Genomic DNA, 22043 nt, shown 5'->3' on the forward strand with positions numbered 1-22043 from the left:
GGAGATAAACAATGAAGTTACCTAAAATCAAACATGTTCGAGCCTGGTACCTGGGTGGTGCGACTGCTGAAAAAGGCAGCGGCGGGGCGGATTACCACGATCAGGGTAATCAGCACTGGATTGATGACCATATCGCCACACCGATGAGCAAATATGCGCAATATGAGCAGTCACGCCAGTCGTTTGGGATCAACGTACTTGGCACCTTAGTGGTGGAAGTGGAAGCAGATAATGGCCAGACCGGTTTTGCTGTTTCCACTGCAGGTGAAATGGGCTGCTTTATCGTTGAAAAACACCTCAACCGTTTCATTGAAGGGAAATGTGTCAGTGACATCAAACTGATCCATGACCAAATGCTCGCTGCCACCATGTATTACTCCGGCTCTGGTGGTCTGGTGATGAACACCATCTCTTGTGTCGATCTTGCGTTGTGGGATCTGTTCGCCAAAGTGCTGGAAGTGCCGGTGTATAAGCTCCTTGGCGGTGCCGTGCGCGACGAAATTCAGTTTTATGCCACGGGTGCACGCCCGGACCTGGCGAAAGAGATGGGCTTTATCGGCGGGAAGATGCCAACCCATTGGGGGCCGCACGATGGTGAGGCAGGAATCCGTAAAGACGCCGCCATGGTAGCGGAATATCGCGAAAAATGCGGGCCAGACTTCTGGCTAATGCTTGACTGCTGGATGAGCCAGGATGTGAATTACGCAACCAAACTGGCTCATGCCTGTGCGCCTTACAATCTGAAATGGATTGAAGAGTGCCTGCCGCCTCAACAATACGAAGGATATCGCGAGCTCAAACACAATGCTCCGGCGGGCATGATGGTCACCAGTGGTGAACACCATGGCACGCTGCAATCCTTCCGCACGCTGGCGGAAACGGGCATCGATATTATGCAGCCTGATGTGGGCTGGTGCGGCGGGTTGACGACGCTGGTAGAAATTGCCGCCATCGCTAAATCCCGTGGTCAACTGGTGGTACCGCATGGTTCCTCGGTGTATTCCCATCACGCGGTGATTACCTTCACCAATACACCATTTAGTGAATTCCTGATGACCAGCTCGGACTGCTCAACTCTGCGTCCGCAATTTGACCCAATCTTGCTTAATGAACCGGTGCCAGTGAACGGGCGTATGCACAAGTCGGTGCTGGATAAACCAGGCTTTGGCGTTGAGCTGAACCGGGATTTAAAACTCAAACGTCCTTATAGCCATTAATCATTCAGTGTCACGTTTAACAGGGTATTCATATTCTTTAATCGTGACACTGTAACTTTTATTTGCCTCATTCAGAGGGAAACTATGATGGATTCTGCTATGAATTCCGTATTGAACAGCGCAGTTAAAAAGAACCGTGCACGTCTGATTCCCTTCATGCTCGCGCTCTATATTCTGGCATTTCTTGATCGCTCCAATATCGGGTTTGCGAAAGAGACTTATCAGATAGACACCGGGTTAAGTAACGAAGTGTATGCATTGGGGGCGGGGATCTTCTTTGTGGTGTATGCCTTCCTTGGCGTACCCGCCAATTTGCTATTGCGTAAATGGGGCGCCCGGCGCTGGATTGGCGGCACAACCTTGTTATGGGGAGCGCTGTCGGCGGCGATGGGTTACGCCGATACCGAAGCGAAGTTTCTGATTGTTCGTACGTTACTGGGTGCGGCTGAAGCCGGCTTCTTTCCAGGCATGATTTATCTCACCTCCCAGTGGTTCCCGCAGCAAAATCGCGCCGCCATTATGGGGCTGTTTTATATGGGGGCGCCGCTGGCGTTAACGCTCGGTTCGCCGCTTTCCGGTGCGTTACTGGAAATGCATGGGTTTATGGGCAGCCCAGGTTGGTTCTGGATGTTCGTAATTGAGGGGTTGCTGGCCGTGGGCGCGGGTGTCTTCACCTTTTACTATCTCGACGATACCCCACAGAAAGCCCGTTTTCTGTCGGAAGAAGAGAAGCGGGTATTGCTGGCGCAACTGGCCCTTGAAGACGAGAAAAAAACAACATCTCGTTTTGTCGATGCCATCAGCAATAGCCGTGTCTGGCAGCTCGCCATCATCTACATGACCATCCAGATTGCGGTATACGGACTGATCTTCTTCTTGCCAACGCAAGTGGCGCAATTGATGGGCACCAAAGTGGGTTTTACCGCTTCCCTGGTCACGGCCATTCCGTGGATAGCCGCGCTGTTTGGAACCTGGTATATCCCGCGTTATTCCGACAGAACCGGCGATCGCAAAAATGTGGCGGCGCTGACGCTGCTCGCGGCGGGAATAGGAATTGGGGTTTCCGGTTTAGTCAGTCCTGTCTTCGCTATTGTCGCGTTATGCGTCGCAGCCATTGGTTTTATTGCCGTACAGCCGGTTTTCTGGACGATGCCGACACAACTTCTTTCAGGAACAGCGCTGGCCGCAGGGATTGGTTTTGTGAACCTGTTTGGTGCGGTTGGCGGATTCCTCGCTCCGCTGATTCGCGTCAAAGCTGAAACTTTTTTTGCCAGCAATGCCGCTGGACTATTAGCGCTGGCGGGCATCGCCATTATTGGCTCATTGATTATCTTCACGCTGCGCGTGGCAAAACAGGCACCCCTTGCCACAATTAACGAAAAGGAATCGATATGAATTCAATTTTAACTAACCCTTTCAAGCAGGGCATCCTCAATAACGAGGTGCAGATTGGGCTGTGGCTGAGCAGTACTTCCTCATATTTAGCTGAAATTGCGGCGACTTCCGGTTATGACTGGCTGCTTATTGATGGTGAGCATGCACCGAATACCGTGCAGGATCTTTATCATCAGTTGCAGGCAATTGCCGCTTACCGCAGCCAGCCAGTTATCAGGCCGGTTGAAGGGCAAAGAAGCATCATCAAGCAAATGCTGGATATTGGTGCGCGCACGCTGCTTATTCCGATGGTGGATACCCCGGAACAAGCCAGGGAAATTGTCAGCTCGACACGTTATCCGCCGCTCGGCACTCGAGGCGTTGGCGCAAGCGTTGCACGTGCGGCACGCTGGGGGCGGGTCGATAATTATATGGCGCAGGCGAATGATGAACTGTGCGTGTTAATTCAGGCTGAAAGCAAAACCGCGCTGGATAACCTTGACGCTTTACTGGATGTCGAAGGTATCGACGGTATTTTTATCGGCCCGGCAGATTTGTCTGCCTCACTTGGCTATCCAGACAACGCCAACCATCCGGAAGTGCAACGCATCATTGAGCAGAGCATTCGGCGTATTCGTCAGGCGGGTAAGGCCGCCGGATTCCTGGCCGTTAACCCGGAAATGGCATTCAAGTGCATTGAGTGGGGAGCGAATTTTGTCGCGGTCGGCGTTGATACCATGCTGTACACCCAGGCGCTCGATTCACGCCTGGCGTTGTTCCGCAATACCCCCGTGAAAACCAGCAATAAAAACAGTTATTAATATTCCTTAATTGTAGGCCGGATGGCGCTGAGCTTATCCGACCTACAACTCTGCTTCATCTAATCGCATCATACGATCCAGGCGCTGGTGGTAACATTGCAACGTCGCTTCCACATCTTCTGCGGGCATAAATGAATCACGATATACGGACTCAACAACCCGGCTCTCTTTTTGCAAATCGTTAAGCAGTTTCACAATCAGCTTCTCGGTTAAGCCCATGCCTAACCCAAGCTCCCGGAAATCCATTCCCAGATATTCTCCATATGCCGTTTTAAAACCTGGGGCCAACTCTCGGTCGCCTTCTTCACAGATAAGCAGAGGCAGCGCCATAAATCCGGAACTAAAAATAGCCGGATAGGGTGCAACAGAGACAAAGTCATAAACTGGGGATAGCGTGGGTACGCCGACCCTCGGGTGCATCAACCCGAAATTGCGCAGATGCATATCGTTATTACCCAGCAAATACGCATAGGCGATACGGCGGAACAAGTCGATTTTAAAGGCGAGGTTGCTGTTTACATGCTGGGTCAGGAACGCAGCCAGTTGCTGATAACTAACATATTGTTTTCCGTCACTGCCGATTTTGCCGTACTTTTCACCGACATTCATCGCCGCATCAAGTTGTTCCTGGTGAATAGCCACCCCGGTTATCATATCCCGGTCAAAGCGGCGGATAACAAAGGCCAACTCACGCTCGGTATCATTTCCTTCGGGCGCAAAACTCACTAATCCATGCGGCGGTACGTCAAACCCCAGTCGCGCCATGAGTGTCATTGTGGCGTGTTCGTTTTCCGCCAGATGAGGAAATTCGGCCGGAGAGGGTTTGAGTATGTATTCACCCTGATGCTCTACCACCGCAAATTCGCCATCGCGTACCACCATTTGCAGTTTCGGCTGATACCCGGAAATACTCATTCCGCGCTGGGCTTTTGGCAATTCGTGAATAAATTCACTGCGCGTAAAACTCAGCTGCGGGTTGACCTTACCGGAGCTGGTCAGATGCTTGAGGCCTTTGTTCGAATAACCTGACTCGCGCTCTTTGGTCTGCACCAGCGGAGTCAAAAGAATGTGGCAGCGCATTGTTAATCCTCCTGAATGTTGACCAGTTGTACTGCGCCAATCAGGTTTTTGCCGTTATCAATCAGCATACCGAGTAGATCCTGCTCATCGCGTTGTTGTAGTTGGCTGTAACGCATTTTCAACCAACCTTCAGGTGCTAATGATGCAAAAAAGGGCGGTAGTGTTCGGCTGTGAAAATGGCCGACACGCACCGGTAAACTTAAGGAGAGCGGCGGCCCGATATAGTCGGCATGGTAACTAAACGCAAAACCGTCATCGTCCTGGCGCAATTCACCCACGGATTCACCGTATAACCACACTCCTACACGGCGGCGCACAGTTTTACTCCTAATGCGTCAGCAACTCGCAATACGGTACCAAATTTGACCTGGTCGGGATCTTTAAACAGGCGTTTCAACGTTGATGCCGACACACCCGTTTGCAGTTCAAGGGTTGCCAAATCTATCTCTAATTCTTTGCGCCGTTGGTTGAGTTGTTGCCCCAACTGCTCAGACTCAGTAATGATCTGCTCGGTTAGCGCCAGGTCCGATTCTTGTGCTCGCAACGCCACCGCTTTTTTAACGTCACTCAATAATTCGCTCATGGTATGCAGTTTGGCTTCGAGCGTTGCATTGTCATAGTTCATATATGACCCTTAGATTGATATTTTTATAAAAATAGGTTTTTTATGAGCCACCTTTCATCAAAAGTGTCATAAATGGTCTTTTTACTAAATTAATAATAAAAATGGGTCATTTATGGACCAATGTCAATCAAAGGTGTCATAAAAGGTCTTTTTATGATTAAAAAAAACCAATAGAGACCAAATGTGAGCTATTCAAATGTAGCGGAGGGGCTTATCCAGTTTTTGGCTAACTAAATGTAAATTAATTGTTTCACTCGTGTTGGCGAAAACCTTATTAATTAAGGCATGTTAAACAATACGAGTTTGTCGCATGTCTTATCGAATCAGCCTGCTGGATAAAAGTCCGGTCGCAAAGGATGGCACTCCTGGCGACGCTCTGAAGCACACATTACATCTGGCTCAACAAGCCGAAGACTGGGGTTATCACCGTTTCTGGATTGCCGAGCACCACAACACTTCCCGTCTGGCAAGTCCGTCTCCTGAGTTGCTTATTGCCTGGATTGTTGGGCAAACCAGCCGCATTCGTGTCGGCTCCGGCGGGGTGATGTTGCAACATTACAGCCCTTATAAAGTGGCGGAAAACTTCAATTTATTAGCAAGCCTTGCTCCGGGCCGTGTGGATCTCGGTGTAGGTAAAGCGCCGGGGGGATTGCCGCTTTCCACGCAAGCATTGCAACGTGCCGGGCAAGATAAAGAGTCGTTCGCGGAAAAACTCACTCAGCTTGATAACTGGCTCTCACTACCAGCAGCGCAGGATGACGAGGAAACCTTACGCGCAACACCGGTTCCTGCACAAAGCGCTGAGCGCTTCTTACTGGGCGCAAGCCTTGAGAGCGCAGAGCTTGCCGCAAATCTTAACTGGAATTTCGTCTACGCCGCCCATCTGAATGGCGATAAAACCCTAATGCGCGATGTTCTTAACACCTGGCGCAGCAAAAGCCAGCGCGACACGCAAGTGGCGGTGCAGGTGATTGTGGCCGCTGATGCGGATACCGCCGATGAACTGGCAAGCCTGGTTGAAATCTGGAGCGTTGAGCTTGAAAACAACCAACGTGTTAGTGTCGCCAGTGAAGCGCAGGCTCACGCATTTGCTCGCCAGGCAGGCAGCGCCATCAAAAAAATCGAACGCCGAGAACCTTCGCTGCTTAAAGGCACCGCCGAGGTCGTTCAAGCCGGGCTTGCGGCATTAAGTCAGCAGTTTGGCATCGACGAATTTATTATTGATACCCCAATTGCCGACCCGGTTGCACGTTTGCAGTCGCTACGTTTGTTGGCAGGTAAAACAACCGAGAAACCCATGTCTGATTTTGCCACCTCCTTTACTGCACAGCATGAAGCCTGGTAAGGGGATGACAATGACATTCGCCACACAGACATTCGAACAACAGCTTATCGACTGGCGACGTGAGCTCCACCAGAACCCTGAACTGTCCGGTCAGGAAGTGGCGACTACCGCTCGCATACGTCACTGGCTGGAGTCCGCAGGGCTGCGTCTGTTGCCGTACACACTGGCCACTGGTGTGGTGGCTGAAGTAGGGCACGGCGATAAGGTGATTGCGCTGCGTGCTGATATTGATGCACTGCCTATTCATGAAACCAGCGGTGTCTCTTTTAGCTCACAACATGAAGGCGTGATGCATGCCTGCGGGCATGATGTTCACAGCAGCGTCATCCTCGGCGCAGCCTTGTTACTTAAGGAGCGTGAAGACCAATTGGCGGGTCGCGTTCGCTTGCTGTTTCAACCGGCGGAAGAAAATTTTACCGGCGCAAAGGCACTGATTAAGGCTGGGGCTCTGGAAAATGTCTCAGCTATTTTTGGGATGCATAACGAACCCGGTTTACCGGTCGGCACCTTTGCCACCAGAGGCGGCGCATTTTATGCCAATGTCGATCGTTTTGTTTTGCGGGTGAAAGGGAAAGGTGCGCATGCCGCTCGCCCACATGAAGGCCACGACCCGATTGTGTTGGCAAGTCAGTTGGTTATCGCGCTGCAAACTATCGCCAGCCGCGATATCGATACGCTGGATTCAGTGGTGGTGAGTGTGACACGCATACAAGGGGGGAATACCTGGAATGTGCTGCCTGAAAACGTCGAGCTTGAAGGAACGGTGCGCACTCATCGTGGCGATATTCAGAAACAGGTCGAGAAACGTATCCGCGAAATTGCTTCCGGCTTAGCCAGTGCATTTGGCGCACAAATTGAAGTGGAGTGGTTTAACGGGCCGGTGACGTTAATCAACGATGAGAAATGGGCGGCGTTTTCTATGCAGGTCGCAGAAAATGTGGGTTACAAGACACAAACCTCCGAATTGCATATGGGGGGCGAAGACTTTGCTGTTTATCTGCAAACCATTCCCGGTGCGTTTGTCAGTATTGGAAGCGCCAGCCCTTATGGTTTACATCATTCGGCGTTTAATCCGGATGAGGCATTAATTGAGAATGCGGCGCGATATTTCGCGACACTTGCTGAACAGGCATTACTAAAAAATTAACTATTGCTCATTTGCAGGGGTATCACTCCCCGGGATGCGTGCAGCCTAAATAAAGGGGTACATATGTCAAATAATCGACAACTGCGTCTTGGAACAATCTTACATGGCGCATCAGGAAATATGTCGGCATGGCGTCACCCGGCAGCTATTGCTGATGCCAGCATTAGTTTTGAATTTGTGAAAGAGACAGCGTTAAAAGCAGAAGCGGGCAAGCTGGATTTTTTATTTGTCGCAGACGGTTTATATATTAACGAAAAATCGATCCCTCACTTCCTCAATAGATTTGAGCCATTAACGGTGCTGTCAGCATTAGCCAGCGTCACTAAGAATCTAGGGTTGGTTGGCACACTTTCTACCTCCTATAGCGAACCCTTTACCGTCGCTCGCCAGTTTGCAAGCCTTGACCATTTGAGTAAAGGACGTGCGGGCTGGAACGTGGTGACATCGCCACTGGAAGGCTCGGCGAAGAACTTCTCCCGGGAAAAACATCCGGAACATGCGCTGCGTTACCGCATTGCTGATGAATATCTGGATGTGGTGAAAGGGCTGTGGGACTCCTGGGAAGAAGATGCATTTATCCGTGATAAAGCCAGTGGGCAATTCTTTGACCCCAATAAATTACATACGCTGGATCATCGCGGAGATTTCTTCCAGGTAGCAGGGCCATTAAATATTTCCCGCACACCGCAAGGGCGTCCGATTGTATTCCAGGCTGGCGCATCGGATGACGGCAAGAAATTAGCCGCCCGCCATGCAGATGCTATTTTCACCCATCATGAAACCCTTGAAGAAGCGCAACATTTCTATCGGGATGTTAAACAACAGCTGGAAACTCATGGCCGCCGTCATGAAGACCTGCACATATTCCAGGGTGTGAGCGTGATTGTAGGCAAAGATGCTGACGATGTGGAGAACCAATATCAAACGACCGCCGCACTGGTCTCAATTAACGATGCTCTGAATTACCTCGGCCGCTACTTTGAGCACCACGATTTTAGCCAGTATCCACTTGATGAACCGTTCCCTGATATTGGTGATCTGGGGCAGAACAGCTTCCGCAGCACTACAGATGAAATCAAACGTAATGCTCACGTTCGCAATCTGACACTGCGCCAGGTCGCGCTTGAAGCCGCATCACCACGCCCACGTTTTTCCGGAACGGCACAGCAGGTGGCAGATGGTTTGCAGCAATGGTTTGAAAGCTATGCTGCTGACGGTTTCATTATTCAGGGCGGTACACCAGATACCTTCCCACGCTTTGTCGATGAAGTGGTCCCGGTACTGCAATCCCGAGGTTTGTTCCGCAAGGAGTATCCCGGCACCACGCTGCGCGAAAGTTTGGGCCTGGCAGAACCCGTAAATCAGTTTTCGTAACAAACACCAAACATCACAATAAAAAAGAGAACCTGCTATGCAAAAAATATCGCTAATCCTTGCTATCGCTCTGGCACTTTCTTCGGCACAAACTTTGGCGCAAGAGGTCACCATTAATGGCACTGGCGTCAGCCTCGAAGCCAATAAAACACCAATTAACACGACCGTGAATCCATCGGCAGTAGCACAGCTGCCAAAAGATCATCATTTTGCGGTTCCCGGTAAATTCACCGTGGCAGTTGCAGCGCTTAACTCACCCCCACTGACCGTGTTTGCTGAAGACAACAAAACGTTGCTCGGCAGCGAAGTCGATATTGCACGTCTGGTGGCTGACAGCTTAGGACTTGAGCTCAACGTCGTACCCACATCCTGGGAGGACTGGCCATTGGGTGTGGCATCAGGGAAATACGATGCGGCAATCAGCAATATTACCGTGACCAAAGAGCGCAAACAGAAATTTGACTTCGCCACCTACCGTAAAGACTCGCTCGGGTTCTACGTGAAAGCCAACAGCCCAATCAAGAAGATTGAGAAAGCAGAGGACATTGCCGGGCTACGCATTATCGTCGGCTCGGGAACCAACCAGGAATCTATTTTGCTGGCGTGGAATGAAGAGAACCTGAAGAAAGGGCTTAAACCTTTCACCCCGGTTTATACCAAAGACGATGCGGCACAAACGCTGGCATTGCAGTCCGGTCGCGCCGATGCGTTCTTTGGCCCCAATGTAACGGGAGCCTGGAAGGCAGCACTCACGCAGAAAACCCAATTAGTTGGTGTAGTTGATGGCGGCTGGCCGAAAGCTGCGCATATTGCCGTCACGTTGAAGAAAGGCAGTGGGCTCGTGGAACCGGTACAAACCGCGCTTAATGGCGTCATCAAAAATGGTGATTACCACAAAGTACTGAACCGCTGGGGAGAAGGTGTAGAGCAAATCCCTTCATCTGAAGTTAACCCCGCCGGTCTTGGCGATTAAGGAGCAAAATATGCGTGAACAATTTCGTGATGTTTCACCCGAGGCGCCAGAACTGCAGCCGATTATTGCTGGGCTATTTGGCGAATATGAAGCGCGCTATGGGGACTATTTTTCCCGTGATGCGGAAGTCGAACTGACCGAATGGTATCTGGCGCCTCAGGGGTTATTCATTGTTCTGGAGCGTGACGGCGAGATTATTGCCACCGGCGCGTATAAGCCTTTCGACGAACAGACAGCCGAAGTTAAACGTATCTGGACGCATCCTGCACTACGCCAACAAGGGCTTGCTCAACGAGTGATGCGTGAACTGGAAAGTCGGGCGCAGGTTGCCGGTTATCGCCATATCTATCTGACTACCGGTTTTCGCCAGCCAGAAGCGGTGAAGCTTTATCTGAGTCTTGGCTACCAACCGCAGTTTGATATTCACCGTAACCGGGAAGAATACAGTGTGGCTCCGTTCGACGGCCGCTTACGTTTTACCAAAGAGTTGGCTCGTCTGAGCAAAACGGCCTGAGGAATACTTATGCATACCCCATCAACGATTAAAGTGGTTCCTGCGCGCTATCCACTCAGAACACTCGGTGCAATTATCGCTCTGTTTGTGCTGGCTGTGGTTATTCAGTCGGTTGCATTTAACCCCCGCTGGGAGTGGAGCGTATTTGCCCGCTGGTTCTTCGACCCGGTAATTCTTGAAGGACTGGCGCAAACTTTACTGCTGACGCTAATAGGGACTGTGCTGAGTGTAGTGATTGGCGGAATGTTGGCGCTGGCACGGCTTTCATCTTCGTGGCTGCTAAATAGTCTTGCGTGGAGTTATATCTGGCTGTTTCGTTCACTGCCACTGATCGTGGTGCTGATTATTCTCTATAACTTCTCTTATCTGTACGACACGCTCTCGATTGGTATTCCGTTTACCCAAATTCAGTGGGGAAGTTACCAAACGATAAACGTGCTAGGGCAGTTTTCTACCGCCGTGGTTGGGCTGACGTTAGTGCAAAGTGCCTATACAGCCGAGATTATTCGCGGTGGTTTCCTTGGCGTGGATCACGGCCAATATGAAGCGGCAGCGGCATTAGGGTTACCCGCATGGCGACGTACGCTGCGTATTATTCTACCGCAGGCGCTGCGCACCATCTTGCCTTCAGGTTTTAATGAAATTATCAGTCTCGCTAAAGGCACGGCGATGGTTTACGTGCTGGCGATGCCTGAGCTGTTCTACACCATTCAGATGATCTACAACCGCACCCAGGAGGTGATCCCACTGCTAATGGTGGGGGCGGTCTGGTATCTGGTTATCACCAGCGTACTGTCGCTGATTCAACATCTGGTCGAACGTTGGCTGGCACGTAGTGAGCGCCGCTCGGCGATTAATCAACAAACTCCCGCTCGTAATCCGTCACATCAACCGGTGCTGCAGACTCAGGAGACCGCCCATGTACCAATCCCATAACCAGACTGGCCAAATTTCGATTACCGGTGTGAGTAAATATTTTGGCCGCCATAAAGCGCTGGATAACGTCTCACTGGAACTGGAGCCTGGTTCAGTCACGGTGATACTTGGACCGTCAGGTTCCGGTAAATCTACCTTGTTGCGTGCGATTAACCATCTTGAACGTGTAGATGAGGGTTTCATCCAGATAGATGGTGATTACATTGGCTATCGTCAGGCCGGGGACAAGCTGTATGAACTGAAAGAAAAAGAGATCCTGCGTCAGCGCATTAACGTCGGCTATGTGTTTCAAAACTTCAATTTGTTCCCGCATCTCACGGTGCTGGAAAACCTGATTGAAGCGCCGATTGCCCATAAACAGCTGAGCCGAAAAGCGGCGATTGAACAGGCCTATCAACTGCTCGATGTGGTGGGGCTGCGTAATAAAGCGGATGCCTGGTCGCGCCATCTTTCCGGTGGGCAGCAACAACGTATCGCCATTGCCCGTGCGCTGGCACTGCGTCCACGCGTGATGCTGTTTGATGAACCTACGTCCGCACTCGATCCGGAGCTGGTGGGAGAAGTGCTGGATGTGATTAAAAAACTGGCCCGCTCTGGCACAACGCTTGTGGTCGTAACCCATGAGATAGGATTTGCCCGTGAAGTGGCGGATAACGTGGTGTTTATGGTCGACGGAAAAATTGTTGAGCAAGGCAGCAGCGACGAAGTACTTAACCATCCACAACATTCGCGAACGCGTCAGTTTTTATCAAAAGTTCTCTAAGGAGCAGTTATGAAATTTGTCCCACTGGCGCTGTTGATAGTGAGTTCGGCGAGCTTTGCACAGGGAAGTCTCGATCTTAAAGCTAATGAAGTGCCGATACATACGGCTAAAGACCCGGTGGCTATCAGTAAAATTCCTCAGGGCTATAAATTTGTTGAGCCGGGTACGCTTACAGTCGCCATTTCAGCACTAAACTCGCCACCGCTTGCCATGCTTGCGAGTGATAACCGCACAAGGATCGGCAGTGATCCTGATATTGCACGTTTGCTGGCCGATAGCTTAGGACTGAAGCTCAAACTGGTGCCAACCGCCTGGGAAGACTGGCCGCTTGGCATTACATCCGGTCGCTACGATGTGGCTCTAGTCAATATAGCGGTAACCGAGCAGCGTAAGACCAAGTTTGATTTTGCGACCTATCGCGTAGATTCGCTGGCATTCTCGGTGAAGTCAGATAGCCCGATTCAAAAAATTGAAGGGCCTGCAGATGTTAGCGGGTTACGGATTATTTTAGGTTCCGGTACTAATCAGGAAAAAATCCTGTTGGGCTGGAATGAGCAAAATGAACAAGAAGGGCGCAAACCGGCTCAACCGATTTATTTAACGGATGATGCTTCCGGTAACCTTTATATTCAGGCCGGACGTGCTGATGCGACCTTCGGCCCGCAGAGTGTGGCGGCCTATAAAGCCGCGTTAACCGGGAAAACGCGTGTTGTTGGGCTTGGGCCTAAAAAAGCCTATGTTGCTACCACTACCAAAAAAGGGAACGAGCTGGTTTATGCATTACAGGCAGCCCTCGACGGTGCAGCGAAACGTGGTGAATACCAGCAAGTTCTCGACAGATGGGGAGAAAAGGGCGAAGAAGTCGCTTCGTCTGAAGTGAATCCTCCGGGGATCACTTACCCGTAATTAAAATCTGACTGATAAAAGCCTGGATATCTTCTAAGGCCTGATCGCGGGCAAGTGGCGCGCTGTCTATAATCAGTTGATCCGAATACCCGTTAAGCAATGCACCAAGCTGACGGGTTACTCGCAAGACATCGGTCTGACGGAAAACGCCGCTTTCAATACCCGACTCAATAATACTCGCCAGCAAAGCATCCCATTTTTCGGTCAAAGTTAACGCCAGTTCCGCATAAACCTTGTTATGCACCGCGAGGCGCCATAACGATCCGTACAACTCCCACACGGCATCAGCGCGGTCGGGTAAATAATCTTCCACAAAAATATTCAAACCCTGTTCGGGCGGCAAGGCGCGCGTTTTTTGGCTAAAAGCTGCCAACTCGGCGTACATAAAGCGCGAAAACGCTTCAATGCATAACGTCTGCCAGTCTGGGAAGTAGTGGTAAATGTGGCTACGGGCTATCCCAACCTGTTCTGTTAGTTCGCGAGTGGTGACCTTTTCCACTCCTTTTTCAGTAAACAGGGCGATCGCTGCATCAAGAATATTCTCTTTCAGAACAGACGCTTTCTCTTTCATCACGGCACCTTCGTTGACTTTGAGCAAGTGCTCAAATAGACTTCCTTCACTCTTGAGCAACCGCTCAAGAATAACAATTTAAGAATATAAAGTCATGCATACGACCCAAACCGCGGAGCTTAAACCATCACGCGGCGCAATGAATACATTAAAAAAACTCGCAAAACTCCATAGTAAAAAATTAGTTATTACGCTGATGCTGGTGGTCGCTGAAAACATCATCTATTTGCTCTATCCATTAATGGCCGGATTTGCCATCAACGCCATCATTAAAGGGCAACCGCTACATGCATTGCTGTATGCGCTGGTGGTCTTTGTGATGTGGGCGATAGGCGCTGCACGCCGCAGCATGGATACCCGGACATTTGCCAGAATCTATGCCGGTCTTGCCGTGCCGGTGATCCTTGCGCAGCGTGAGGACGACCATAGTCATTCGACCATTGCCGCCCGCGTGACGTTGTCACGTGAATTTGTCAATTTCTTCGAAACACACCTGCCGCTACTGATTACCTCTGTCGCTTCGATTATCGGCGCAGTGATTATGTTGCTGACTATTGAGTTCTGGGCGGGTGTCGCTTGTTTTGGCGTGTTGATTTTCTTCGCCATGTTCCTGCCGAGCTATACGCGTAAAAACGAAATGTTGTATGAGAAGCTCAACGACAGGCTGGAAAAAGAGGTGGGTTTTGTCGGCACAGCCAGTGAAAACACACTGAATAAGCATTACAACTTTTTGGCGCGTGTGCGTATTCGTTTGTCCGACCGGGAGGCATACGGCTATTTATCTATTGGTATTGCCGCAGCGTTCCTGTTCGCGATGACCATTTGGCTTATGACCGTGAAAGGTGTCGGGAACGCCGGGCATATTTACTCTGTCATGACCTACATGTGGATGTTTGCCATGAGCCTTGATGACGGCCCATCTCTGCTTGAGAAGTACTCGCAGCTTAAAGAGATAGGCAAACGCGTCAACACAGGTCTTGTCTAATTAACCCACTTCCGGCAACGCGCCGGACGCAATCATCGCCTGAATCACAATCACGGCGATACCGCAGGCAAACACCAGAATCAACAGCGGTTTGCCGCCAGCAACACGGTAGCCAGGCTCTTTTTGGGTCTGGCGACTTTTCCAGACCAAAAGTGACGGGATGATTAGCGCCAGTATTGCCAGCGCAACACCGGCATAACCCAGCGCCATCACAAACCCTTGTGGGTAAAACAGGGCGAAAACCAACGGCGGTACAAACGTCATCAACCCTGTTTGCGCACGTCCCGATGCATTACGTTTACGGTTGAACAGGTCGCTCAGGTAATCAAACAACCCTAACGACACTCCCAGGAATGACGTTGCCAGCGCAAGATCCGCAAACAGATGCACCGCCAATTCGACGTGCGGCGAGGCCACCACTTCACGAACCGCCTGCAACAAACCATTCAGACCCGAATGATTGGCTAACAGCCCGCTAAACACACCCGAATCAATCGCACCCAGCGTAGCAACTTGCCAGAAGATATAAGCCACTAACGGGATTGCGCTGCCGATGATAAACACCCAACGCAGTTTGCGCAGGTTGCCATCAAGGTAACTGACAATACTCGGCACGCTGCCGTGGAAGCCAAACGAAGTGAAGATCACCGGAATGGCTGAAAGCGCGAGGCCTTTCTCCAGCGGCAACGTCAGTAAATTAGTGTGATGGATGTGCGGCATCATCAGCCCCAGCATCACCACCAACATAATCACCTTGGCGCTAAACAGCACGCGGTTGAACATATCCACCATATGGGTACCGATGCAAACAATGCCACCGGCAACAATCGTGAACAGCAAAACCCCACTTGTAACGGAGATGGAGGACGCAAACCATTGGTTCAAACTTGCGGCCAGCAGTTCACCGGCACCACTGATGTACGCCGCCGTCAGCGCATACATCAGGAACAACATGCTAAAACCGGTAAGCCATTGCCCTGGTTTTCCAAGATAACGGCGGGCAAGGGTGCCAAGCCCGGTGTCGGCGGAAACGTGTTGATAAACTTCGACCAGAAGCAGTGCGGTGTAACACATCAACCCCCACAGGCCGATGAGCAACAGGAAGGTCACCCCAAATCCAACACCTGCTGAAGCCAGCGGCATTGCCAACATTCCTGCGCCAATAGTGGTACCGGCGACGATAAAGATACTGCCAAGAGTGCGATTCTTCACGCTTCCCTCTGAATTTACGCTTGTAATAACGAGATTATGCCGCGCAGGGTAAGGGATTGTTATGACTCCGTCAAATGAGGGTTACATGAGGTGTAATTTTATGTTTACGTTTTTTGTTGGTGTTCATATTATTCAGACCGGTAGTGAATACGAGTCTTTATTTATTGCACCAGGAAGATTCTTGGGGAAATTGTAGTTAAGGAACGGTGAAATACATACCCTACCATTATTGGTGTTTATCCTATTGATTGCTTGACCTTTTATTCATCATTAGCGACATTACTCCGTCTTAAATTCTCAAGCGTAAATAAGTGTCTTTCAGATGCTTGTGGCTTTTTGCGTGCAAAAAATAAAAATACACAGCTTATATAAAAGGATTTGTGCAAATGAAAACTAAAAATTTATTTCTCTCTGCCTCTGTTTTAGCCGCATTACTTCTCAGTGGTTGTGCAAGTGTCCCTTTGGCTCCAGAGCAAGAATCTATTAATGCCAAAACATTCCCTGCTCCAGAGCAAGATAAAGCTGGGCTATATATTTATCGCGATAGCTTTGCGGGTAAATCGCTTAAAAAAGATGTGTATGTCGATGGCAAATGTGTGGGTGAAACTGCGGACAGAACGTTCTTCTATACGCAAGTAACAGGTAACCAGACGCACAAAATTTCTACTGAGTCCGAATTCTCTCCAAACGACCTGTCGTTATTCATGCAAGCTGGGAAAAACTACTTCATCAGACAATATATCAAGATGGGGGCTTTTGTCGGCGGTGCAGGTTTGAGCGAATCTTCTGAAACCGAAGGTAAGCGCGTAGTTTCCAAACCGGAAGTGAAACTGGCCCAGCAAGGCCACTGCGATAACTAAATAGAAAGGTCCCTTTGATTGCGTGAATTTTGCCGTACTGAATGATTGTCTCAGTCTTCAGAATTCACGCATCACCTTTAGTTTTATGCTGCGAAAAGACCAGGTACTGACTCCGGCTTACGAATATTTTATCGACTGCATGGGTCAGGAGCTAAAAGTTTCTGCTTTATAGCCATCGAGCAAAGTGCAATTCCCAGCGTGATAAGCAGTGCGCTGACGAGATGAAAACCGTGTAACGGTACATTGAGGAACAGCACGCTAAACACGCCACCACTTAGCGGAATAAGGTGCGAATAAACTTCACCGCGTGTAGCACCAATCGCCTGAATACCTTTATTCCACAGTAAATATGACAGCCATGACGGGAAGATAACCAGGTAACCCAGCCCTAATAAGAAGCCTGAATTAAAGTAGACTTTCATCTCAGATGCATAGTGGTCCGCCGAATAGAGTGATAACATCGGCAGCAGCACTATTGCTCCAATTGCGGCACTTACCGCAACAAATGCATTCCCACCAACCTGTTTTGGTTTAAGGCGCAAGAACGCGCAGTACAACGCCCAACTGACAGCCGAACCCATGGTCCACACATCACCCCGGTTTAGGTTTTTAAGCGTATCCATATGTAGAAGGTCGCCTTGCATCACCAGATAGATCACGCCCAAAGAGCTAAGCAGCACACCATAAATATTGCGCCGTGAAATAGCCTCTTTGAAAATAAATTTATTAATCAACAACACTAATGCGGGCGTGGTGGATAAATATATCGCCGCATTTAATGATGAGGTGTATTGCAGGCCGATATATAGCGTCACTGGGAATAACACTTGCCCGCATAAAGCGAGGAAAAACACCGTGTATTTCGCCTCAACCATCGCCTGCCATTGCGCCTTTATCTGCCGGAAATAGAGGCTGATGAGCAACAGGGCGGTGAGCATCCAGCGGGCCTCGGACAGCACAATAGGGTCAACCTGCGCGACCAGTTCGTGGCCCACAACGTAGTTTCCACCCCAGAAGCAGGCGGCAAGGCTTAACAGTAAATACGGCATAATTTGAGTTCCAGAAAACGGTTTAATACACTCAGGTATAGATTCAATGCATATAAGCAATTTCATGCAGCTGATAAAGACTGCGTGGATCTAGCGGTGGACACCAGCGGATTATTGAATCACCGGTTCACTGAGGACTATGGTAGGGTTGCGAGGCAGCCGAATCTAATTCATCTTTTTCATGGCGAGGTATAGTTTAAAACTATGAGGTTCACACTGCGGCAGCTGGAGTTTTTCATCGCGCTTGCGCAAACACAGCAGATTTCCAAAGCGGCATCGCGCTGTAATATCTCGCAGTCGTCTATGACGGTCGCCATGCGCAACCTTGAATCCTCGTTAAACAACCAGCTGTTTTTGCGCCAGCCAAAAGGTATTGAACTCACCGCCGCAGGAGAGCGCTTCCTGCATTACGCTCGTAAGATTATTAATGACAGCCAGCTTGCCATCGACGATTTGCTACACCAACCGCAACTGGAACAAGGCACAGTGAATATTGGCATCGCCAAAACGCTTTCCGCCTATTTGCTTCCGGCGATTATTCTTGAAGTTGAACAGCACTTCCCATTAATGACGATTAATTTCATTGAGGAGAATCCACAGGAATTAACCGAATCATTAAAACGTAAGAATATTGATTTCTCGCTGCTATTAACCTCAAATATTGCTCACGACAACACCCTGGAAACAGAAATATTTATTCGCTCACCACGCCGACTTTGGGCCGCACAAGGCCACCCGCTATTGAACCAGTCCGTTATTCATCTGGCAGATATCGAAAACCAGCCATTCTTGCTGCTGGATACAGACGAATATCCTGACGTGATTAAAGAGCACTTGCGCACACGTGGTGGCAGCCCAAATATCTTTTTCACCACCACATCGTTCGAAACGGTGCGCAGTCTGGTCGCAAAAGGAAAGGGCGTGACGATATTGTCGGATCTGGTTTACCGCCCTTGGTCGCTCGAAGGGTTACGCGTGATGCGCCGCAGCATTGCTGACAGCACCACCTACATGGATGTTGGCGCGGTAACGCTTGCTGAATCCTCGTTGAGCGAAACGGCAACGGCAGTGCTGACTTATTTGCGCAGGGTGATAACGCGGTTGGGTGAGGAGGCGTGATAGTGACCAGAAACCAATGCGGATTATTCGAACCAAGAGGATATAAAGCAACATGAAAAATAGGGTGAAATATAATAATAATAAATATGTGGATATATATCGCATGACAGTTTATTGATCTGCCATTATCAGCGTGGCATCATGTTGGCACAAAAGATATATAGGGCTTACGATGAAAGACGTTATTGACGGTTTTTTGAGGTTTCAGAAAGAAGCATTTCCGCAACGTTCCAAACTCTTCAAAAAACTTGCATCAAATCAAAATCCTAAAACACTTTTTATTTCCTGTTCTGACAGCCGACTCGTTCCTGAATTAGTGACACAGCGTGAACCGGGTGAACTGTTTGTCATTCGAAACGCAGGTAATATTGTGCCACCGTTCGGGCCTGAGCCTGGTGGTGTTTCAGCTTCGGTAGAATATGCGGTGATGGCGCTTGGCGTTCGTGACATCGTGGTTTGCGGGCACTCGGACTGTGGGGCAATGACAGCTGTCGCCAACTGCCAGTGTCTTGACCATATGCCAGCCGTTGCCCACTGGTTACGTTATGCAGATGCCGCAAAAGCCATTAACGAAGCTGAAGAGCATAGCTCAACCCAATCTCGCGTGGACGGCATGGTGCATCAAAATGTTATCGCTCAACTGGGGAACTTACGTACTCACCCTTGTGTTGCGTTAGCGCTTGCTAAGGGCAATATCACGCTTCACGGCTGGGTTTATGATATTGAATCGGGATGTATTGAAGCTTTTGATAGCAAATGCGGGAAATTCATCTCGTTATCAGACAATCCTGGTGTAACGGCGTCTTAATCAGCCATTTATGAAAACTTCCGCCACGGACAATAACCGGGCGGAAGTTTTCAGTTGGTCCGTTAAACCCTTCGCGCAACCAGTGTCAGAATGGAATAGAGCGCCACGGACTGTTTATCCTGGTTCAGCACTTCAACTGCCCACTCCACCACGCCAACCGGTTTGTCTTCCGTGCTCTTTTGCGGTTTGGCAGTTTTGCGCTTGCACGTCAGGCGCACTTGCAGAGTGTCGCCAATTTTCACCGGTTCGATAAAGCGCAGGTTTTCCATGCCATAGTTGGCGATAACAGGCCCAACCCCCGGATCAACAAACAACCCCGCGGCAGCTGATACCACAAAGTAGCCGTGAGCTACGCGCTCGCCAAAGAACGACTCGGCCGCACCAATTTTATCGACGTGAGCGTAGAAGTGGTCGCCACTCAGATTGGCGAAGTTGACGATATCGGCTTCGGTGATGGTCCGGCGTGCTGTAAGTAAACTCTCGCCAATTTCCAGTTCGTCAAAATGCTTACGGAAAGGGTGAACCGGGCTTTCCTGCACCGCCGCGCCGTAGCTCCACTGTTTGCTTACCGCCGCCAGCATTGATGGACTGCCCTGAATCGCCGTGCGCTGCATGTAATGTTTCACTGCTCGTAGGCCACCAAGCTCTTCGCCACCACCGGCGCGTCCTGGGCCGCCATGAACCAGCATCGGCAGCGGCGAGCCGTGGCCTGTGGACTCGACAGATGACTCCTGGTTTAGCACCTGAATGCGCCCGTGAGCACGGGCGGCACCCAGAACAAACTGGCGTGCAATATCGCCACTCGCAGTGACCAGCGTTCCCGCAAGGCTACCCTGGCCTGCACGTGCCAGCGCCATCGCGTGTTCTGAATCGCGATAAGGCATTACGGTAGCAACTGGGCCGAACGCTTCCAGCTCATGTACCGCAGGTGTTTCATCTGGCTGCTGGCACAGCAATAACGTTGGCGGGAAGAAGGCACCGGGATGAGAGCCATCCGCTTTGCCACCTATCACAATCTGGCAGCCAACGGCAACCAACTGATTCACTTTGCTTTGCACATCGTCACGCTGCTCAAGACTAACCAGTGCACCCATTTTCACGCCTTCCTGAGCAGGGTCACCGGGTTGGATCTTCTCAAGTTTGGCTTTCAGCGCCTGAATCACATTTTCCAACTGATCCTGCGGGACGATGACACGGCGGATTGCGGTACATTTTTGCCCAGCTTTGGCGGTCATCTCACGCACCACCTCACGAATAAACAACGTAAATTCAGGCTGTTCCGCTGCCACATCTTCACCCAGCACGCAACAGTTAAGGGAGTCAGCTTCCATTGTGAATGGGACTGAACGGGCAATAATATTTGAGTGACAACGTAACTTCTGCCCAGTACTGGCTGAGCCGGTAAAGGTCACCACATCTTGTTCATCCAGCAGATCAAACAGGTTACCTACGCCACCGCAGATAAGGCTGATTGCGCCCTCTGGCACCAGCCCGGAATCGACGATGGATTTCACCATCACTTGTGTGAGCTGCGCGCTGGCGGTGCCGGGTTTTATAATGGCTGGCATTCCAGCAAGCCAGGTCGGGGCCAGTTTTTCTAACATTCCCCAACAAGGGAAGTTAAATGCATTGATGTGCAGCGCCACGCCAGATTTGGACGTCAGCACATGGCGGGCGGCGAACCCGCCTTGTTTAGAAAGCGGGATCATTTCATCTTCTGGCCACAGTACATCGTCAGGCAGTTCACGGTTTCCCATACCGGCATAGGCGAAAAGGGTGCCGATACCACCTTCGATATCAACCCAGCTGTCTGCGCGGGTCGCACCGGTCTGTGCGGAAATTTCATAAAACGTTTCTTTGTTTGCCAATAGGTGTTTTGCCACCGCTTTCAACATGGCTGCACGTTGCACAAAGGTCAGAGCGCGTAATGCCGCACCACCTGATTCAATAGCAAAATGACGTGCCTGCGCCATATCCAGCCCTTCGCTGGTAACCTGATACAGCGCCTCACCGCTAATTGCATGATTTATAGTGCGTTCTTTGCCACGTCCCATCACCCATTGGCCTGCCAGATAACTAGTTAACTGCTGCATCAAACACCTCGTTAAGAATTACATTTAATGACACTAATGTTTAATTTGTGAATCATAAAAAGCAAGATGTAATTTAATAATTTATTAACAACGTGATTGCATGCCTTTTTGGGTTATTTCATAACTTAATGAATAATTTGGTTTATTTAAAATTTATCGTGATAATGCTCACAAACCATACGTGTTAATTTTGCCGTTTTAGTTAACTTATCTGTAACTTTAAATCATTAAGTGATTCACAATGTCGCATTTAGTGAATCTAAACCGAATC

General features: G+C 50.0%; 20 protein-coding genes and 1 pseudogene. 14 read left to right on the top strand and 7 right to left on the bottom strand.

All coding sequences use genetic code 11. The features are described from left to right. Nucleotides 1-11: 11 nt before the first annotated feature. The 3 genes from rhmD to yfaU all read left to right on the top strand — a co-directional run bounded on the left by rhmD (nucleotide 12) and on the right by yfaU (nucleotide 3412). Nucleotides 12-1217, top strand: a complete 1206-nt coding sequence (rhmD, locus tag EDF88_RS02010) for an L-rhamnonate dehydratase (RefSeq protein ID WP_134182529.1) — start codon at nucleotides 12-14, stop codon at nucleotides 1215-1217. A 99-nt stretch (nucleotides 1218-1316) separates the two neighbouring features. Further along, nucleotides 1317-2612: an MFS transporter gene (locus tag EDF88_RS02015; RefSeq protein ID WP_134182531.1), complete on the top strand. Its 1296-nt coding sequence runs from the start codon at nucleotides 1317-1319 to the stop codon at nucleotides 2610-2612. Continuing rightward, nucleotides 2609-3412, top strand: coding sequence for a 2-keto-3-deoxy-L-rhamnonate aldolase (gene yfaU, locus EDF88_RS02020; protein WP_134182533.1), 804 nt, complete (start codon nucleotides 2609-2611; stop codon nucleotides 3410-3412). The genes EDF88_RS02015 and yfaU overlap by 4 nt, the downstream gene beginning before the upstream one ends. Before the next feature lie 42 nt (nucleotides 3413-3454). Here yfaU and EDF88_RS02025 read toward each other — a convergent pair whose 3' ends face one another. The 3 genes from EDF88_RS02025 to EDF88_RS02035 are packed head-to-tail and all read right to left on the bottom strand — an operon-like array spanning nucleotide 3455 to nucleotide 5117. Continuing rightward, nucleotides 3455-4492: a HipA domain-containing protein gene (locus EDF88_RS02025; RefSeq protein ID WP_134182535.1), complete on the bottom strand. Its 1038-nt coding sequence runs from the start codon at nucleotides 4490-4492 to the stop codon at nucleotides 3455-3457. 2 nt (nucleotides 4493-4494) lie between these two features. Continuing rightward, nucleotides 4495-4809: a HipA N-terminal domain-containing protein gene (locus EDF88_RS02030; protein ID WP_064518987.1), complete on the bottom strand. Its 315-nt coding sequence runs from the start codon at nucleotides 4807-4809 to the stop codon at nucleotides 4495-4497. Then, a complete protein-coding gene (locus EDF88_RS02035; protein ID WP_208326118.1) occupies nucleotides 4794-5117 on the bottom strand; it encodes a helix-turn-helix domain-containing protein in 324 nt (107 codons plus the stop codon). The genes EDF88_RS02030 and EDF88_RS02035 overlap by 16 nt, the downstream gene beginning before the upstream one ends. A 310-nt stretch (nucleotides 5118-5427) precedes the next feature. On the opposite strand from EDF88_RS02035, the gene EDF88_RS02040 reads away from it, so the two are divergent. From EDF88_RS02040 to EDF88_RS02075, 7 genes and pseudogenes are all read left to right on the top strand, one after another. Next, nucleotides 5428-6462: an LLM class flavin-dependent oxidoreductase gene (locus EDF88_RS02040; protein ID WP_134182537.1), complete on the top strand. Its 1035-nt coding sequence runs from the start codon at nucleotides 5428-5430 to the stop codon at nucleotides 6460-6462. Between the two features lie 10 nt (nucleotides 6463-6472). Next, on the top strand, nucleotides 6473-7609 hold the full coding sequence (locus tag EDF88_RS02045) for an amidohydrolase (protein WP_064518983.1): 1137 nt from the start codon (nucleotides 6473-6475) through the stop codon (nucleotides 7607-7609). Between the two features lie 63 nt (nucleotides 7610-7672). Then, nucleotides 7673-9956: pseudogene (locus EDF88_RS24850) on the top strand (NtaA/DmoA family FMN-dependent monooxygenase). Between the two features lie 10 nt (nucleotides 9957-9966). Further along, nucleotides 9967-10470: a GNAT family N-acetyltransferase gene (locus EDF88_RS02060; RefSeq protein WP_134182543.1), complete on the top strand. Its 504-nt coding sequence runs from the start codon at nucleotides 9967-9969 to the stop codon at nucleotides 10468-10470. Between the two features lie 9 nt (nucleotides 10471-10479). Then, on the top strand, nucleotides 10480-11406 hold the full coding sequence (locus tag EDF88_RS02065; RefSeq protein ID WP_064518975.1) for an amino acid ABC transporter permease: 927 nt from the start codon (nucleotides 10480-10482) through the stop codon (nucleotides 11404-11406). After that, nucleotides 11390-12169 carry an amino acid ABC transporter ATP-binding protein gene (locus EDF88_RS02070; protein ID WP_064518973.1) on the top strand — a complete coding sequence of 260 codons (780 nt, stop codon included), beginning with the start codon at nucleotides 11390-11392 and terminating at the stop codon, nucleotides 12167-12169. The genes EDF88_RS02065 and EDF88_RS02070 overlap by 17 nt, the downstream gene beginning before the upstream one ends. 9 nt (nucleotides 12170-12178) lie before the next feature. After that, a complete protein-coding gene (locus EDF88_RS02075; protein ID WP_064518971.1) occupies nucleotides 12179-13075 on the top strand; it encodes a transporter substrate-binding domain-containing protein in 897 nt (298 codons plus the stop codon). Here the strand turns inward: EDF88_RS02075 and EDF88_RS02080 are convergent. Continuing rightward, nucleotides 13062-13646 (bottom strand): TetR/AcrR family transcriptional regulator, encoded by a 585-nt coding sequence (locus EDF88_RS02080; protein ID WP_134182545.1) that lies wholly within the window; start codon nucleotides 13644-13646, stop codon nucleotides 13062-13064. The two genes, EDF88_RS02075 and EDF88_RS02080, sit on opposite strands and share 14 nt — an antisense overlap. Nucleotides 13647-13740: 94 nt before the next feature. On the opposite strand from EDF88_RS02080, the gene EDF88_RS02085 reads away from it, so the two are divergent. Then, entirely contained in the window at nucleotides 13741-14631 is an 891-nt protein-coding gene (locus EDF88_RS02085; protein WP_064518969.1) for an ABC transporter six-transmembrane domain-containing protein, read from the top strand. On the opposite strand, the gene tyrP is transcribed toward EDF88_RS02085, so the two are convergent. Further along, complete coding sequence (tyrP, locus tag EDF88_RS02090) at nucleotides 14632-15843, bottom strand: tyrosine transporter TyrP (protein WP_064518967.1); 1212 nt, start codon at nucleotides 15841-15843, stop codon at nucleotides 14632-14634. It abuts the gene before it with no gap. 386 nt (nucleotides 15844-16229) lie between these two features. Here tyrP and EDF88_RS02095 point away from each other — a divergent pair, with 386 nt between their 5' ends. After that, nucleotides 16230-16703, top strand: coding sequence for a DUF2846 domain-containing protein (locus EDF88_RS02095; RefSeq protein WP_134182547.1), 474 nt, complete (start codon nucleotides 16230-16232; stop codon nucleotides 16701-16703). Between the two features lie 128 nt (nucleotides 16704-16831). Here the strand turns inward: EDF88_RS02095 and EDF88_RS02100 are convergent, their stop codons facing one another. Next, nucleotides 16832-17752 carry a DMT family transporter gene (locus EDF88_RS02100; protein WP_134182549.1) on the bottom strand — a complete coding sequence of 307 codons (921 nt, stop codon included), beginning with the start codon at nucleotides 17750-17752 and terminating at the stop codon, nucleotides 16832-16834. Between the two features lie 204 nt (nucleotides 17753-17956). On the opposite strand from EDF88_RS02100, the gene EDF88_RS02105 reads away from it, so the two are divergent. Beyond that, nucleotides 17957-18871, top strand: coding sequence for a LysR family transcriptional regulator (locus EDF88_RS02105; protein WP_134182551.1), 915 nt, complete (start codon nucleotides 17957-17959; stop codon nucleotides 18869-18871). Nucleotides 18872-19043: 172 nt separating this feature from the next. Then, nucleotides 19044-19679 (top strand): carbonic anhydrase, encoded by a 636-nt coding sequence (locus tag EDF88_RS02110; RefSeq protein ID WP_064518959.1) that lies wholly within the window; start codon nucleotides 19044-19046, stop codon nucleotides 19677-19679. Nucleotides 19680-19741: 62 nt separating this feature from the next. Here EDF88_RS02110 and paaZ read toward each other — a convergent pair whose 3' ends face one another. Continuing rightward, the gene (paaZ, locus tag EDF88_RS02115; RefSeq protein WP_134182554.1) at nucleotides 19742-21772 is read right to left on the bottom strand and encodes a phenylacetic acid degradation bifunctional protein PaaZ; all 2031 of its coding nucleotides are present in this window, start codon (nucleotides 21770-21772) and stop codon (nucleotides 19742-19744) included. Nucleotides 21773-22043: the final 271 nt, after the last annotated feature.

Origin of the sequence: Buttiauxella sp. BIGb0552, from assembly GCF_004366275.1 — a bacterium.
In the GTDB taxonomy this organism is placed as follows: domain Bacteria; phylum Pseudomonadota; class Gammaproteobacteria; order Enterobacterales; family Enterobacteriaceae; genus Buttiauxella; species Buttiauxella gaviniae.